At 46.0% G+C, this 16,297-nt stretch carries 12 protein-coding genes and 2 pseudogenes; 11 read left to right on the top strand and 3 right to left on the bottom strand.

Annotation, left to right across the window (positions count from 1 at the left end; genetic code table 11):
• Positions 1–260: 260 nt before the first annotated feature.
• The 4 genes and pseudogenes from RIB93_RS14865 to RIB93_RS14850 form a co-directional block, all read left to right on the top strand.
• Positions 261–3,167: a PAS domain S-box protein gene (locus RIB93_RS14865; RefSeq protein WP_446373521.1), complete on the top strand. Its 2,907-nt coding sequence runs from the start codon at positions 261–263 to the stop codon at positions 3,165–3,167.
• 213 nt (positions 3,168–3,380) lie between these two features.
• Positions 3,381–4,598, top strand: coding sequence for an RNA-guided endonuclease InsQ/TnpB family protein (locus RIB93_RS14860; RefSeq protein ID WP_446373520.1), 1,218 nt, complete (start codon positions 3,381–3,383; stop codon positions 4,596–4,598).
• Positions 4,599–4,683: 85 nt separating this feature from the next.
• Positions 4,684–5,232: a DUF2721 domain-containing protein gene (locus tag RIB93_RS14855; protein ID WP_446373519.1), complete on the top strand. Its 549-nt coding sequence runs from the start codon at positions 4,684–4,686 to the stop codon at positions 5,230–5,232.
• 268 nt (positions 5,233–5,500) lie between these two features.
• Positions 5,501–6,334: pseudogene (locus tag RIB93_RS14850) on the top strand (NACHT domain-containing protein); the annotation flags it as partial.
• A 376-nt stretch (positions 6,335–6,710) separates the two neighbouring features.
• Here RIB93_RS14850 and RIB93_RS14845 read toward each other — a convergent pair.
• Positions 6,711–6,824 (bottom strand): annotated as a pseudogene (locus RIB93_RS14845) (UPF0175 family protein); the annotation flags it as partial.
• 341 nt (positions 6,825–7,165) lie between these two features.
• Here RIB93_RS14845 and miaB point away from each other — a divergent pair.
• From miaB to RIB93_RS14815, 6 genes are all read left to right on the top strand, one after another.
• Positions 7,166–8,521, top strand: a complete 1,356-nt coding sequence (gene miaB, locus RIB93_RS14840) for a tRNA (N6-isopentenyl adenosine(37)-C2)-methylthiotransferase MiaB (RefSeq protein ID WP_446373518.1) — start codon at positions 7,166–7,168, stop codon at positions 8,519–8,521.
• A gap of 21 nt (positions 8,522–8,542) precedes the next feature.
• Positions 8,543–8,905: a YgiT-type zinc finger protein gene (locus RIB93_RS14835; protein ID WP_446373517.1), complete on the top strand. Its 363-nt coding sequence runs from the start codon at positions 8,543–8,545 to the stop codon at positions 8,903–8,905.
• 406 nt (positions 8,906–9,311) lie between these two features.
• Positions 9,312–11,924 carry a type I DNA topoisomerase gene (topA, locus tag RIB93_RS14830; protein WP_446373516.1) on the top strand — a complete coding sequence of 871 codons (2,613 nt, stop codon included), beginning with the start codon at positions 9,312–9,314 and terminating at the stop codon, positions 11,922–11,924.
• A gap of 19 nt (positions 11,925–11,943) precedes the next feature.
• Positions 11,944–12,093 (top strand): hypothetical protein, encoded by a 150-nt coding sequence (locus RIB93_RS14825; protein ID WP_446373515.1) that lies wholly within the window; start codon positions 11,944–11,946, stop codon positions 12,091–12,093.
• A gap of 48 nt (positions 12,094–12,141) precedes the next feature.
• Complete coding sequence (locus tag RIB93_RS14820) at positions 12,142–13,371, top strand: AAA family ATPase (protein WP_446373514.1); 1,230 nt, start codon at positions 12,142–12,144, stop codon at positions 13,369–13,371.
• Positions 13,368–13,946 (top strand): hypothetical protein, encoded by a 579-nt coding sequence (locus RIB93_RS14815; protein WP_446373513.1) that lies wholly within the window; start codon positions 13,368–13,370, stop codon positions 13,944–13,946. Before RIB93_RS14820 ends, RIB93_RS14815 begins: the two co-directional genes overlap by 4 nt.
• Positions 13,947–14,118: 172 nt before the next feature.
• On the opposite strand, the gene RIB93_RS14810 is transcribed toward RIB93_RS14815, so the two are convergent.
• Positions 14,119–14,697, bottom strand: coding sequence for a Uma2 family endonuclease (locus RIB93_RS14810; RefSeq protein ID WP_446373512.1), 579 nt, complete (start codon positions 14,695–14,697; stop codon positions 14,119–14,121).
• A 34-nt stretch (positions 14,698–14,731) separates the two neighbouring features.
• Between RIB93_RS14810 and RIB93_RS14805 the strand changes: the two genes are divergently transcribed.
• Complete coding sequence (locus tag RIB93_RS14805) at positions 14,732–14,854, top strand: hypothetical protein (RefSeq protein ID WP_446373511.1); 123 nt, start codon at positions 14,732–14,734, stop codon at positions 14,852–14,854.
• Here the strand turns inward: RIB93_RS14805 and RIB93_RS14800 are convergent.
• Positions 14,846–16,153, bottom strand: a complete 1,308-nt coding sequence (locus tag RIB93_RS14800; protein WP_446373510.1) for a glutamate-5-semialdehyde dehydrogenase — start codon at positions 16,151–16,153, stop codon at positions 14,846–14,848. The genes RIB93_RS14805 and RIB93_RS14800 overlap by 9 nt on opposite strands.
• Positions 16,154–16,297 lie beyond the last annotated feature (144 nt).

Raw genomic sequence — 16,297 nt, 5'->3', positions numbered from 1 at the left:
AAATATATGAATTTATGTAAACCTTTGTTAAAGAAATACTGGGAATTTTTCCTGGCTGCCCCTGCCTATCATGGTGTCATGGCACATTTGAAACATTGCTTTCAGCTTAAGTGGACACCAATGCCGGGAGTCTTCCCATTCTCGGAGTGGTTGTAGTACAATGTTTAGCTTCTGTATGACGTGTCTATACTGAAAAATTAAGAGAGGTGCATCTAAGTTTATCGTTTGCCGTCGTCCAGAGGGATTAAATTCTAATTAAAATGAATAGTTTTCAAACGCCCCGTGAATCCATGGATCAACCAGCCAACCGGGAATTCACTCAGAACTTATTTTTGAGACTATCGGATGATTTATTCGGAATATGGCATGAAGACGGATATTGGCAGCCGCTGAATCCGGCTTGGGAAAATGTTTTGGGATGGACAGAGGAGGAATTGCGATCGCATACTTCTCAGCAACTGATTCATCCCGATGATCGCGATCGCACCATCGCCCATTGTACCTCAACCGAGGCGGTTGAATGTGAGCATCGCATTCGTCACCAAGACGGGAGTTATCGCTGGCTGGCGTGGAAACTGATTCCGGGGGATGATGGTAGGTTGTATGGTATTGGTCAAGATATCACCGAAACCAAGCACACAGAAGCCAAGCTGCAAGAACGGATAGAGTTTGAGCAGTTAATCACTAGCCTATCCCATCAATTCATCCAGTTGTGCTCTGATGGCATTGATGAGGGGATTCAGCATACCTTGGAAAAAATCGGTGAATTTTGTGGATGCGATCGCACCTATATGGCATTATTTTCAGAAGACGCTACAACAGCCAGCATCATCCAGGAATGGACTGCACCCGACGTGAATTCCATCCAACCCCAATGGCAAGATTTTCCTACCGATACTTACCCCTGGGGAATGGCAAAACTGAGAAACTTAGAAGCGATTCAAATTTCCCGCCGCAGCGATTTGCCCCCCGAAGCTAATTCCCTGAGACAAGCGATGGAGTTAACCGGGGATAAATCTATCGCTATTGTTCCCATCGCCCAAGGCAATCATCTAATCGGATATTTAGGGTGTTCCACTGTTAACGCCGAAAAAATTTGGTCAGACGATATCCTCTCCCTCTTACAAATTATTGGCGGTATCTTTGCTAACGCTTTAAGTCGCCAGCAAGCCGAATTCCAACTGCGAGAAAGTGAACGGCGATTTCGAGCGGTTTTCAATCAAACCTTCCAATTGTCCAGCTTGTTAACTCTAGAGGGTAACGTCATCGCCGATAACCAGACGGCTACAGATTTTTGCCAACTGGATAGTTCTCAAGTAATCGGGTATCCCTTCTGGCAGTTAAAATGTTGGACAATTTCTGCCGAAACTCAACAGCAATTAAAAACGGCTATTGCTGAAGCGGCGACAGGGAAAACCATTCGCTACGAAGCCGATATTTTAGCCCCCGATCAATCCGTGATTACGATTGATTTTTCCCTCAAACCCCTGCGGGATGAAAACGGCGAGATCGAACTCTTAATTGCTGAAGGTCGGGATATTAGCGATCGCAAACAAGTAGAAGCCAAACTGCAAACGGCAATGGTAGAGTTAGAACAGCGGGTTGAAGAACGAACTCACGAACTCAAGCAGGCAAATGAACAACTGCAAGCAGAAATTCTTCAGCATCAGCAAACTGAAGCCGAGTTACGCAATAGCGAACAACAGTTTCGTCGGGTATTTGATGAAGCGCCGATTGGCATGACATTGGCAGACTTAACTGATCGCTACATTCGCGTGAATCGGGCATTCTATACGATGCTGGGTTACAGTCAATCCGAAGTCATGGCACTCACTTTTAAGGATATTACTTACCCTGACGAGTTGACGCTGGAAATTCCCTATATGCAGCAGCTAATTAACGGAGAGATTGACAGCTTTCAACTGGAAAAACGTTATATCAAAAAGAATAACGATTTAGTCTGGGTGAATTTAACCCTCATTGCCTTGCGGGATAAACAAGGTGACGTACTCTATACCTTAGCCATGATCGAGGATATCACCGAACGCAAGCAAGCCATGGAAGCACTGCGTCAAAGTGAGGCACGGTATCGAGCCATTGTTGAAGATCAAACTGAATTGATTTGTCGGTTTAAAGCCGATGGTACGTTTACCTTTGTCAATGATGCCTACTGTCGCTATTTCAACAAACAACGCTCCGAATTAATCGGATATCGCTTTCAACCCCAGATTCCCGACATCGACCAGGAATTTGTCAACCAGCAATTTAAAACCCTTTCCGTTGAACAGCCTATCGTCACCTACGAACACCGGGTCATTTTGCCAGACAATGAGATTCGCTGGCAACAATGGACTGAGCGAGTGATGTTTGATAATGAGGGCAATGTTGTAGAATTTCAGGGAGTTGGACGGGATATTACATCGTTGAAAAAGGCAGAAGCGGAAATCATTAAAGCCTTGGAAAAAGAACGAGAACTGAGTGAACTGCGCTCTAGTTTTGTTTCCTTAGTCTCTCACGAATTCCGCACCCCATTAACGGCAATTCTTTCATCGTCAGAACTTTTAGAGCGTTACAGTAAAAAGTTAACGGATGAAAAGAAAAAAGCTCATTATCAGCGCATTCAAATCGCGGTTAGCCGGATGACGCAGTTATTGGATGATGTGCTAACAATCGGTAAAGCTGAGGCGGGAAAACTAACGTTTAAGCCAGCCTCAATGGATTTAATCGGATTCTGTCAGGAAATTGTAGACACCCTGCAAATGAGTATCAGTCAACAGCATTCGATTAACTTTGTCAGTCATGGCGACTGTGGTGATGCTCAAATGGATGAGAAGCTTTTACAGCATATCTTGAACAACTTAATTTCTAATGCGATTAAGTATTCTCCCCAGGGGAGTGAGGTGAAGGTTGAGTTAACTTGCGAAGAAGAATCGGCGATTTTCCATATTCAAGATCAGGGAATTGGCATTCCCCCAGAGGATATCAAAAAACTATTCTCGTCGTTTCAACGCGCCAGTAATGTTGGCACAATTCAGGGAACAGGTTTGGGATTAGCCATTGTTAAAAAATGTGTGGATTTGCATGGTGGGTTGATTACAGTTGAAAGTGAAGATGGCAAAGGGACAACGTTTACAGTTATGTTACCTTTGCAATCGATGGCAGAGTAAATATCCTTTTCCACCCAGCAAATTGTCGTCCAATTGTCGTCCAATTGTAGGGTGCGTTTGGGGGAGCGATAGAACCCCATCCTCAACGTAACGAAGTGGAGTAGGGTGGGGATGCCTTCACTCCCCCAAGCAAAAAGCAGGTATTCAATATGCCTGCTTTTTGCACTATCTAATACTCTATACTAATATATTCGACATAGAATTGAGTTAACCATGCTAGTATTCGAGGCAAAATTACGAGGAACAGACGAGCAGTACGTCATCTTAGACGAGATGATCCGTACTGCTCGTTTTGTTCAAAATAGCTGCCTTCGGTACTGGATGGACAATAGAGGGGTCAACAAGTACGACCTCAACAAATATTGCAAAGTCCTTAGAGAACAATTTGAATGGTGTAAGAAGCTCTCGGCACAAGCCTGTCAAGCTAGTGCCGAGAGAGCATGGAGTGCCATCGCTAGGTTCTTTGATAACTGCAAGAAAAAAGTTCCAGGCAAGAAAGGCTTTCCCAAATTCAAAAAACATCAAACTCATTGCTCAGTCGAGTACAAAGTTGATGGATGGGTATTATCGGATGACCGATTAACCATTACATTCAGGGATGGTTTCAAAGCTGGAACGTTCAAGATGTGGGGAACTCGTGACGTGCACTTTTACCAAAAAGAGCAGATTAAGCGAGTCCGTGTTGTTCGTAGGGCGGATGGATACTACGTTCAGTTTTCCATCAACCAGGAGCGAAAAGAACGCCATGAACCCACTAATAGGATGGTAGGGATAGATGTCGGTTTAAACCACTTTTACACTGACTCTGATGGCAACAAGATTGAAAACCCTAGGTTTTTGAGGAAGGCGGAGAAAGCCTTGAAAAAGGCGCAAAAACGTGTTTCCCGTAGAGCTAAGGGTGCCAAAAATCGCATCAAAGCCATCCAGAAGTTGGGTAGAACGCATCTCAAGGTGTCAAGGCGGCGTAAAGACTTTGCGGTAAAGACTGCAAGGGCGCTTGTCCAGTCGGCAGACTTGGTAGCTATTGAAGACCTAAAAGTGCGAAACATGGTCAAAAACCATCATTTAGCCAAATCAATATCTGATGCTAGCTGGACATTGTTTAGGCAGTGGTTGGAGTATTTTGGGAAAGTGTTTGATGTGCCAGTAATTGCCGTTGCACCTGATTACACGTCCCAGGACTGTTCTAATTGCGGGCAAGAAGTGAAGAAAGCCTTATCCACTCGCACCCATAAATGTCCTCATTGTGGGTATGTTGACTGTCGAGACGTAAATGCTGCCATCAACATTTTGATGAAAGCATTGCAAGGGCTAGCCCAACTACCGAGGGGCACTCGGAAAGTTACGCCTGGGGATGAGATGACCCTCTGCTTGGATGGGGAAACCCAAAAAAGTAAGGTTGCTCGTAGAGCCAGGAAACCCCGTCAGTGATGATGGGAATCCCTACCTTCAACGAAGTAAGGTGGGGAGGATGTCAAACTGCTCAAGATTTAGCTAGGTAACACCCAGGAAAATCATGGATCAAATGTCTCTCACTGTCACTCAAGTCATTCAAGCCATCCTTGCGCCAGCCGTGATGATTTCTTCCAGTGGATTATTTTTTTTGGGATTAAATGCGAGACAGTCTTCCTTATTAAATCGCATCCGCTTATTGAACAATGAGAGAAGAATCCTTTCGCGAGAGTTAACGCATCAAGGACAGTTCGATGCAGGAGAAGATATTCGCTTTTTAAGTTTAGAGCATCAACTGAATAATCTGTTGCGCCGCGCCTGGTATGTGCGGAATGCAACCCTTTGCGACACATTAGCGGTGGTTTTTTTTGTGCTGACCTCATTTGCTATTGCTCTGCATTTTTTTATGGGGATAACGTTACTGGAACGAGTCCCAATTTTTTTGTTTATCACCGGAATGTTTTTGGTATTAGTGGGGGTAATATGTTTAGCGATTGACGAATTAATCGCCTATTCGGTAATTTTACTGGAGGTTCAAGATAAACAATCGATTATGGTTGACTTTTTTGCCCGGTCAAATGAACCGAAGCCAGGAGAGCAGAGTAAAATGTAAAAAGTATGCCATTAAACGCAGTGAAGTGTAAATAAGGTGTTTTTAATTCTGCCTTTTCGAGTGAAAGCCTTTGTGACAAAATAGGCTATTGTTGATAACAACTGGATATCCGTCGCATCAATTCCGAGGAGTTGCTTTGCTATCTAATTTACCGCTACAACCCAATCCCTTGTTCGTAGTAGGCACTTTAGTGCCAGAAGCGCTAAAGCGCTTACTACAAACTCTGTTAACCTGTATAGTATTCCCCTACCCTCGCATTCTTACCACCATGACTGGAGCTGAACCTTTCATCGCTCAAGCGATTAGCGGCATCGCCGTTCCCGTTTTCCAAACCCTCTGGGGACAAGGTGGTAAAGTTCTGGGATTATTTGGCAAAACTCTGGATAAAAAAGCCAAACAAGCGATTTTTAATGCCTCTCGGCAATATGCCCAGAATTATACAGAACGTCATGGCATTCTGAAAGTCTTAGGAATGCGAGAACCTGTCTCCTTGGAATCGGTTTATACAACGGTGCAATTCTTGGATGACGCCGCGATTCGGAGTTTTGAATCCGTTGAAACTCTGGAAACTGTCTATCGGGAAGCAAAACAGCGGAGTTTTCAGTCTAAAGATTGCCCCAAGCAAGCCGGAATTACTGTCGCCAATCAAAAGCAGTATTTGATGGTGTTAGGAAGTCCCGGTGCGGGAAAATCTACCTTCTTGCGCCGCATGGGATTAGAAGCGCTGAAGGGAAAGAAGGGACAGTTTAAACACGCTCGTATTCCGGTATTAATTGAACTCAATACATTTAACCAGGGTGATGTTGATATCGAACATAAAATTGCTGAAGAATTCCGCATCTGTGGCTTTCCCGCACACCAGGAATTTACCGCTAAAGCCTTGGAACAAGGGAAACTGCTGATTTTGCTGGATGGATTGGATGAAGTGCCAACAAAGCGAATGAATTCAGTGATTCAGCATATTCAGAACTTTGTCGATTTACATGATAATAATCGCTTTATTGCCTCCTGTCGGGTTGCGGCTTATCGCCACAATTTCCGGCGCTTTACCGATGTGGCAATGGCAGAGTTTGATGATGATCAGATTAAAAACTTTATTAGCAATTGGTTTGGGCGTGAGCCACAAACGGGTCAAGAATGTTGGCAAAAGCTTAATCATAAAGACAATAAAGCGGCGAAGGAACTCACCCAGACGCCGTTGTTGCTGACATTAGTCTGTTTACTCTATCAGCGCTCCCGGAAATTTCCCACCAACCGCGCTACGTTGTATGAACGGGCATTACGTGTCTTGCTGGAAGAATGGGCAGCGGAAAAGGGTGTTTTTAAGGATGACGTTTATAAAGGATTAGATACTAAACGAAAGGAAATGATGCTGTCAGAAATTGCCCATGATGCGTTTCAGGCAGATCATTTATTTTTACCTAGACGGGAAATTGCTGATCAGATTGAGGAACTCTTGGCAGAAATGCTCCCGGATGCAGTTCATACCATTTTACAGCAGCGGCTATTCGCATCTCTTGGACAAACTCATCAGGATTCTTCCTCAGTGCAGAGAATACAGTTTTGGGAAGTTCAATCGATACAGATGTCATAAAAAAATCTCAACTTGATGACTATAAACCCTAGCATTAAACTCAAACCTGACTTAGCTTAGGCTGTCAGACAACTTCAGAACTTACGCCTCGATACCACATAGACCTGTAAAATAATAAAATAAACAATCTGACCCCAAACCCTCATAAACACCTCTGCGCCCCTCTGCGTTGACCTCTGCGTCCCTCTGCGTTAAAAAACACAAGGATGTACCGCACACCGCCCAAACGATTTATGAACTAGGTTAGCGCGATCGCGTTGGGAACGGGGCTAAAGCCCCGACTACAAACAAAACCTATAATAGGAATTTGTACGCTATCTCAAAACCCTACTACTTAACATGACCACCTCTCCCCGTCGCTACCATATCACCACCTTCGGCTGCCAAATGAACAAAGCCGACTCGGAACGCATGGCTGGTATCTTAGAAGATATGGGATTTGAGTGGTCAGACGATCCCAATGACGCCAGCCTGATCCTTTACAACACCTGTACAATCCGCGATAACGCTGAACAAAAGGTCTATTCCTACCTGGGTAGACAGGCAAAGCGGAAACAAGAACAAGCCGACCTTACCTTAATTGTCGCTGGCTGTGTCGCTCAACAGGAAGGAGAAGCGCTGCTGCGGCGTGTCCCAGAATTGGATTTAGTCATGGGACCCCAACACGCCAATCGCCTGAAAGATTTACTCGAACAAGTCGGTGACGGAAACCAAATTGTCGCCACTGAACCCATCCATATCGTCGAAGACATTACCAAACCCCGCCGCGATAGCACCGTTACCGCTTGGGTGAATGTAATTTACGGCTGTAACGAACGCTGCACCTACTGCGTTGTCCCCAATGTACGCGGTGTGGAACAATCCCGCACCCCGGAAGCGATTCGGGCGGAAATGGCAGAATTAGGACAGCAAGGGTATAAGGAAATCACCCTGCTGGGACAAAATATTGATGCTTATGGGCGGGATTTACCCGGCGTGACTGAATCGGGACGGCATCAGCACACCTTGACAGATTTACTCTATTATGTTCACGATGTCCCCGGAGTTGAGCGGATTCGGTTTGCCACGAGTCACCCCCGCTATTTCACCGAACGACTAATTCGCGCCTGCAAGGAATTGCCCAAGGTTTGCGAACATTTCCATATTCCCTTCCAATCCGGGGATAATGACATCCTCAAAGCCATGGCGCGGGGATACACCCAGGAAAAATATCGCCGAATTATTGATACGATTCGCGATTATATGCCCGATGCGTCGATTAGTGCGGATGCGATTGTCGGCTTTCCCGGAGAAACCGAGGCACAGTTTGAGCATACATTGAAACTGGTCGAGGATATTGAATTTGACCAATTAAACACCGCCGCTTACTCGCCTCGCCCCGGTACACCCGCCGCCCTGTGGGAGAATCAACTGAGTGAGGAGGTAAAGAGCGATCGCCTGCAACGGATCAACCATTTAGTGAACACCAAAGCCGCCGCGCGATCGCAACGGTATTTCGGGCGGATTGAAGAAGTTCTCGTCGAAGACCAAAATCCCAAGGATTCTAGCCAAGTGATGGGGCGCACAAGGGGGAATCGGTTGACCTTCTTTAGCGGCGATATTAATCAATTGAAAGGACAGATAGTTAAGGTAAAAATTACCGAAGTTCGGGCGTTCAGTCTCACGGGTGAAGCGTTAACCTTAGCCCCTTGTTAATAATGTCATGTCGGGTAGGCAATGCCTATCCGACTCCTGAGTGAGGCAGATCTAGCAACTGACGATTGGGAGTGCGATATTTGTGGAAGTGACAATGTAATCATCCGTCAGATTACTAGGGCATACGGCAAGGGTGAAGACCTACTCGTGATCGAAAATATTCCAATCCTCAGTTGCCCTGATTTCAGTATTACATTTTCTCCCCCATCTTCCCCATCTTCCCCATCTCCCCCATCTCCCCATCTCCCCATCTCCCCATCTTCCCATCTCCCCATCTCCCCATCTCCCCATCTCCCCATCTCCCCATCTTCCCCATCTCCCCATCTCCCCATCTTCCCTCTGGAAAAAGTGCAGTTACTCTTGAGATGGGATATAGATATATAAGAGAAGAAGAGACATCTGATAGATGATCGACCCAAAGCAGTAGCGTAGTATGGGACTAACTGGGACTGTATTTCAGGCATAGCCTTGCTAGTGATGACTTTGGGGATGCACCAACCGCCTAACCTAGCCATTATGCACCGCATACGCCACCACCCATGAACCTCACTCCCACTCAAAACCAGGTTACCTCGAACGAAGTGAAGGGTCACTCAGGGCGGGTTTTGTACAAACCTTACCATCAATAGCGACAAGAAAGTCCCTAAACCCGCCCCTACACAATCACGCACCCGGTTCTCTTGAACGAAGGGAAAGGTTCAAACTCTCTGATTACGGATCAATGACTTGACACCTTGCATAAACGACTTAGATTAGACTGTTCAGCTAGGCTGCTATTTTGAGGACTCCCATGACCACCCTCGTCATCGTCGAATCTCCCACCAAAGCCCGCACCATTCGCAACTACTTGCCTTCGGGCTATCAAGTAGAAGCGTCAATGGGTCATATTCGTGACCTCCCTCAATCGGCTAGTGAGATCCCCGAAGCCGTCAAGGGAGAAAAATGGGCGCAGTTGGGGGTCAATGTAGAGGCGGATTTTGAACCCATCTACGTTGTCCCCAAGGATAAAAAGAAAGTTGTCAAACAACTCAAAGACGCCTTGAAAAACGCCGAAGAGTTGGTACTCGCCACAGACGAAGACCGGGAAGGGGAAAGCATTAGTTGGCATTTGCTGCAAGTCCTTAAACCCAAAGTACCCTGCAAACGCATGGTCTTTCATGAAATTACTCAAGAAGCCATTCGCGACGCCCTGCAAAACTGTCGGGAGATTGATGACCAACTGGTACACGCCCAAGAAACCCGCCGAATTTTAGACCGATTGGTGGGATATACCCTTTCGCCTCTACTGTGGAAAAAAATCGCCTGGGGATTATCAGCCGGTCGGGTTCAGTCCGTTTCCGTGCGGCTGCTGGTGCATCGAGAACGCCAACGCCGTGCGTTCCGTCAAGGGAGTTATTGGGATTTAAAAGCCCTCTTAGACCAAGACAACACCCCCTTTGAATCCAAACTCATCACCCTAGCGGGGACAAAAATAGCCACCGGAAGTGATTTTGACGCCAACACCGGGCAAATTATTGAAGGGCGGACGGTGCGCCTGCTGAATGAAGCCGAAGCGCGAGACTTGCAGGCGCGGCTAACGGACAAAACCTGGACGGTGACTGACCTAGAGGAACGCCCCGTCACCCGCAAACCCGCCCCCCCGTTTACCACCTCCACCCTGCAACAGGAAGCCAACCGCAAATTAAGCCTATCGGCGCGAGATACGATGCGGACGGCTCAAAATTTGTATGAACAGGGGTATATTACCTATATGCGGACGGATTCGGTGCATTTATCCAAGCAAGCGATCGCGGCAGCCCGGAGTTGCGTCGAACAAATGTATGGTCAGCAATACCTCAGCCCCAAACCGCGTCAGTACAGCACCAAAAGTAAAGCCGCCCAAGAAGCCCACGAAGCGATTCGCCCCGCCGGAAACACATTCCGTACCCCCAGAGACACCGGACTATCGGGTCGTGAATTACAACTGTATGAGTTAATTTGGAAGCGCACCGTCGCCAGCCAAATGGCAGATTCGCGCCAAACCCACATTACAGTAGATTTAGACGTTGAAGATGCCGGATTTCGGTCTACGGGCAAACGTATCGATTTTCCCGGTTATCTGCGGGCGTATGTGGAAGGTTCCGATGATCCTGACGCCGCCTTAGAAGACCAAGAAGTCGTCCTTCCCGCCTTAGCCGTTGGAGATCATCCCGAGTGCAAAAACCTGGAAGCCATCGGTCATGAAACTCAACCCCCAGGGCGCTACACTGAAGCCTCCCTGGTCAAAACTCTAGAAAGTGAAGGAATTGGGCGTCCCAGTACCTACGCCAGCATTATCGGTACAATTATCGATCGCGGCTATGCCCAAATGCAAAAAAAGACCCTCATCCCCACCTTCACCGCCTTTGCGGTCACCAGTTTACTGGAAAAACACTTCCCAGACTTGGTAGACACCAGCTTTACCGCCAAAATGGAACAAACCCTGGACGAAATCTCCACCGGAGAAGCCCAATGGCTACCCTATCTGGAGAAATTTTATCGGGGTGACAACGGCTTAGAAACCCAAGTTCGCGAACGGGAAGACCAAATTGATCCCAATGAAGCCCGGAGTATCGAACTAGAAAATCTGGATGTCAAAGTTCGCATTGGTAAATTTGGTCCTTACATCGAAGCTGAAAATGGCGAGGGTTCCGTTACCGCATCTATTCCCCAAGATTTGACCCCCTCGGAACTGGATGCAGAACAGGTAGAGGTGATCCTCAAGCAAAAAATCCAAGGACCGGAGAAACTGGGACTGCATCCCGAAACAGGCGAACCGATTTATCTGTTAATTGGGAGTTATGGTCCTTATGTCCAACTGGGTGAAGTCTCTGAGGAGAACAAGAAACCGAAGCGGATGTCTTTACCCAAAGGGGTAAACATGGAAGATGTCACCCTAGACATGGCGCTGGGTTTATTAGCACTCCCACGTACCTTAGGCGTTCATCCCGCTACTGGGGGCAAAGTTCAGGCGGGATTGGGGCGTTTTGGTCCTTATGTTGTCCACAACCAGGGTAAAGAGGGAAAGGATTATCGTTCCCTGAAAAAAGGTGACGATGTATTGACAATTTCTATGGATCGTGCATTGGAGATCTTGTCTGAGCCGAAAAAATCTAAAGGGGGTAGTCGCAGCAAATCCAAGACTCCCTTAAAGGAATTAGGGGAACATCCGGAGGACAAAGAACCCGTCAATATCTACGAGGGTCCCTATGGAACATACATCAAGCATGGTAAAACTAATGCGGGACTCCCTGATGATCAATCGGTTGAGGATATTACGTTAGAAAAAGCCTTGGAACTCTTAGCGGCGAAAAAATCTAGCAGCCGTTCCAAAAAATCAAAATCCTCAAAATCCTCAAAAAGCCGTAAAAATACCAAAAAATAGGTTGATGTAGAGACGTTCCATGGCGCGTCTCTACCTAGCGTTTACTAAAAATGATGTAAGCTGTCACGCATTTACATTGGGAATGGGTAGCGAGCAAGATGCAAAGCCTGCGGCATGGCTTCGCTTAACGCATTACAATGGTTTTGCCGTTTTTGATATTAAGGTTTAAATGCCGAACAGCTTAAAAATACAGTGGTGAGAAAAGGGGATTATAAGCGTGTTGCAAAAATTACGTCTCAAGCAAGTAGGACCTGCCCCTGAATTTGATGTCGAATTTGCTGAAAGACTGAATATTTTTACAGGGGATAACGGCTTAGGAAAAACCTTTCTACTTGACATTGCTTGGTGGACATTAACCGGAAACTGGATCGATCAACCGGCTTATCCCCAAAGACAAGGGCAACCTGAAATCACTTGCCACGTAGACAGTCCAACGGATTCAAATAATCAGGACTATCATAGCTCTTTCGATTTTGATCAGCAACAATGGCGTAAGCCGCTAATACCATATCCTTTTAAAGGAATTGTCATTTACGCTCGTGCTGATGGTGGTTTTTCTGTTGTCGATCCGGCTCGGAAACGGGATACGGCTTATAACTTTACTGCCAACACGCTATGGAACGGTTTAAGATCAGGGAAAAAAGTTATTTGTAAGGGTTTAATTGATGATTGGGTGAAGTGGCAAATTCAGCCTGATCAAACCCAATTTAATTTACTATCTCAGGTTATCCACAAACTTGCCCCCCATCCAGGAGAATGGATAGAACCTGGAGAACCCACCAGAATTTCTGTAGAAGATATCCGCGATTTTCCAACGGTTAACCTTCCCTATGGAAATGTGCCTATTGTTCATGTTTCAAACGGCATGAAGCGGATTCTTGGACTGGCTTACTTGCTGGTTTGGACATGGTATGAACATTGCCAAGCCTCAAAACTGCGTCAAAATAAAGCATCAAATCAAATCATTTTTCTCATGGATGAGGTAGAGTCTCATCTCCATCCGCGTTGGCAACGGACAATTTTACCCGCCATTCTAGAGGTAATTAAGGGATTTCAAGACAATTTAAACGTCCAAATCCTAATTACCACTCACTCTCCCCTTGTCTTAGCATCTATTGAACCCATTTTTAAAGACGAGCGCGATCGCTTATTTTTATTTGAGTTACAAGGTGAAAGTGTCACCCTAGACGCAATCCCTTGGACAAAGCAAGGTGATAGTGTCGGATGGCTAACCTCAGAAATTTTTGGACTGAAGCAAGCGCGTTCAAAGCAAGCTGAACAAGCCATAGAAGCGGCGGAAGCTTGGATGCGACACGATGATATGAGCAACTTTCCTGACGATTTAAGAACCAAAGATAAAATTCACCAACAACTACTGCATCTTCTTCCTGGACATGATCCTTTCTTTCCCCGTTGGATAGTCACAATGGAAAAACGGCAAGCATGATTCCCGTTTCTCCTCCTCCTGAACCACCTAATTTTGATGCTCAAGCCAGACAACCTGGTAATAGATGGTTAGCTAATCATCCAGAGGCAAAAAGACCAAGAGATTATTGGTCATCGTTTAAAGGTGACTTAGCCAATGGCTTTAACTATCTTTGTGGTTATTCAGCCATGTATGAACCGATTGGAACAGTCGATCACTATCTCAGTTTCGAGAATTATCCCCATCTCGCCTACGAGTGGAGCAATTATCGTTATGCTGCACAGTGGATTAATAGTAGTAAACGAACCGTAGATGAGCAAATTCTTGATCCGTTTCAAGTTGGGGACGATTGGTTTGAGATTCTTCTACCCTCCTTACAATTAGTTGTAACGGACAAAGTACCACCATCGGAACGAAAAAGGGCAGAATTCACACTACAACGCTTACACCTACAGGATGATGAAAGAGTGATTCGCCAACGCCAACAGTGGTATCAGTTGTATCTGGATGGGGATTTAACTTTAACAGGATTAGAGAAGAAAGCCCCGTTGATTGCCCGTGCGATACGAAAACAGCATCAGTCTAACAAGGCATAAAATCAATGAAAAAGGATAAATGACATGAATCTGCTACTTTCTTTCCTTATTTATTCACTCAATTGAATAAATTATAGAATGGCTATATGACTTCATCTACCTACTGACAATAGAATCAACTGATATATTGATACAGCAGTTTGCTCTGCTATGCGGTACATTGTCGATCCCCCTAAATCCCCCTTAAAAAGGGGGACTTTGATCGACTGTACTTTATTACAGCGCTTTTCGCTGTATCAGGAAACGCTAGGGGATAAACTATTCCTCCCGTTAGCGTCGATCGGGAAGCGTATTCTCCATCTTGGGGATCTCGAAATACAATCAGTTGTCTTCTTTTGAGATTAACAACCCAGTATTCAGGAATATCAACTTGGGCATAAATTTTACGTTTTATCTCTAAATCTTTCTCTAAACTGGACTCTGAATATTCAATGAGCCAGAAAATATTCTCTGGATAAGGGTGATGCTCTAGGTATTCGCGCCCCAATCGTTGCACAATGGCAATATCGGGTTCAGGTTCAGAGTTGTTCGGGAGTGTAATCGGTTTAGCTAACCGAACCATCGCCCGATCGCTTAACCGCCGCATCAGATATTCCCCAGCTTCACTACTGAAATAGGCGTGGGGTTCTCCTTCTGGTGACATCTCGACAATTTCTCCCTGAAGTAGTTCCACCCGCCGATCATCTAAAATCCCCGCCGCAATCATGCGGTGATACTCGTCTATTGTCCATTTGGCTGTGGTGATTGCCATTGCGATCGCGTTTATTTGGCTGGCTTTATTATAAATGGCGCTAACTATAGAGGCGCTGAAGCGCAACTACGAACGAATGGCGCGATCGCACCTCTATATTCAACACTTGAAGACAAAAGATGAAACACCAATTATTGTTAGGTTTCCTTCAATCTAAATCCCGATGGGTAAAGGATTTGGCATCCTTGCCACTATAACTCGCAACAATATGACCTTGACCTGTCATTTGATACTTATACGTCACCAATCCCTCCAATCCTACAGGACCACGGGGCGGTAATTTATTTGTACTAATTCCCACTTCCGCGCCAAACCCATAACGGAACCCATCTGCAAACCGAGTCGAACAGTTGTGGAAAACATTCGCGCCATCCACTTGATTGAGGAATATTTGGGCAATGTCTGTATCTTCGGTGACAATAACATCGGTATGCCCAGAACCATAATGATTAATATGGTTAATGGCGTCTTCTAAGGAATCAACAATTTTAATCGACAGTATTAAATCATTGTATTCTGTAGACCAATCCGCATCTGTGGCGGCTGAACAATCGATCATTTGGCAAGTCGCTTCATCGCCACGAAGTTCCACCAGCCGTTCTTTTAAGGCTTTTGCGGCTAGGGGAAGAAAGCTAGGCGCGATCGCACGATGCACCAGTAGCGTTTCTATCGCGTTACACACCGCCGGATACTGGGTTTTCGCATCAACGGTAATCTCCACCGCTTTTTGCAAGTCAGCCGCGCGATCGATATAACCATGACAGATTCCATCAGCATGACCCAATACCGGAATCCGGGTATTATCTTGTACGAAGCGGACAAAGGAATTCGAGCCTCTGGGAATAATTAAATCAATGTAGTCATCCAATTGCAATAGCGCCATTGTCTCCTCTCTGGTGGTTAAGAGTTGCACCACCGCCGGATCAACGGAACTCGTGGATAATCCTTTATGAATCGCATTGACAATCGCTTCACAGGATCGAACGGCTTCCTTCCCCCCTTTGAGAATCACCCCATTCCCCGATTTTACCGCCAGGGAACTAATTTGCATCACCGCATCGGGACGCGCTTCAAAGATAACGCCTAAGACTCCCAAAGGACAAGTGACACGCTTGAGAACTAATCCTGTATCAAGTTCCCGATGAATTTGGATTGCGCCAATCGGATCAGTCAACTTCCCCACATCCCGCACTCCCGCGATCGCGGCGTTTAGTTTCGTCTCATCCAGCTTCAGGCGATTGTACAGGGGTTTAGGGATACTCTCCGCTTCTGCGGCTTGACAATCCGCGACATTCGCCGCCAAAATATCCGGTGCTGCGGTTTCTAAGGCTTTGGCGATCGCTTCAATGGCTTGATTTTTGGTATCAGTGGACATAACCGCCAACTGTCGCGCCGCTTGGCGAGTAGATTGTGCGATCGCGCTGAGGGATTGGGATGGTACTGGAGTCGCTGTCATGGCTGGAGATCGGAATACCAACTAAGTCATCTGAAGTCTAGCAAAATCCTGGGATGGGCGGAAATTAGGATTGATGGCTTTTCCAGAAGCTAAACGCGCTATAGCTAGATAACGCTATAAGTTTTCAATTTGGGTTCGTAATTC

The organism is Coleofasciculus sp. D1-CHI-01 (assembly GCF_040218875.1).
Taxonomy (GTDB): domain Bacteria; phylum Cyanobacteriota; class Cyanobacteriia; order Cyanobacteriales; family Coleofasciculaceae; genus Coleofasciculus.
The sequence above is the reverse complement of the archived record's forward strand: the minus strand, read 5'-3'. Positions and strand labels throughout refer to the sequence as shown.